The sequence below is a fragment of the Lactobacillus sp. HMSC08B12 genome (genome assembly GCF_001808415.1).
Classification (GTDB): domain Bacteria; phylum Bacillota; class Bacilli; order Lactobacillales; family Lactobacillaceae; genus Lactobacillus; species Lactobacillus delbrueckii.
The window spans coordinates 6,452-6,695 of record NZ_KV793105.1 but is presented as its reverse complement, the minus strand read 5'-3'; positions in this window follow the sequence as shown (position 1 = coordinate 6,695).

Sequence of the window (244 nt, the reverse complement as noted above, 5' to 3'; positions counted from 1 at the left end):
ATCCACGCATCCCATGCGGGATGCGACATCCCATGCGGGATGCGACGTTTTCATGTTTTCGGGCTATATAAAGGTAGAAAATATTTCAATCCACGCATCCCATGCGGGATGCGACATAGCACGGCGGAAGCTTTGGTTAAAGAGTTTAATATTTCAATCCACGCATCCCATGCGGGATGCGACAAATTCTGTATTATGGGCAGGTTATCGATGAGCTATTTCAATCCACGCATCCCATGCGGGA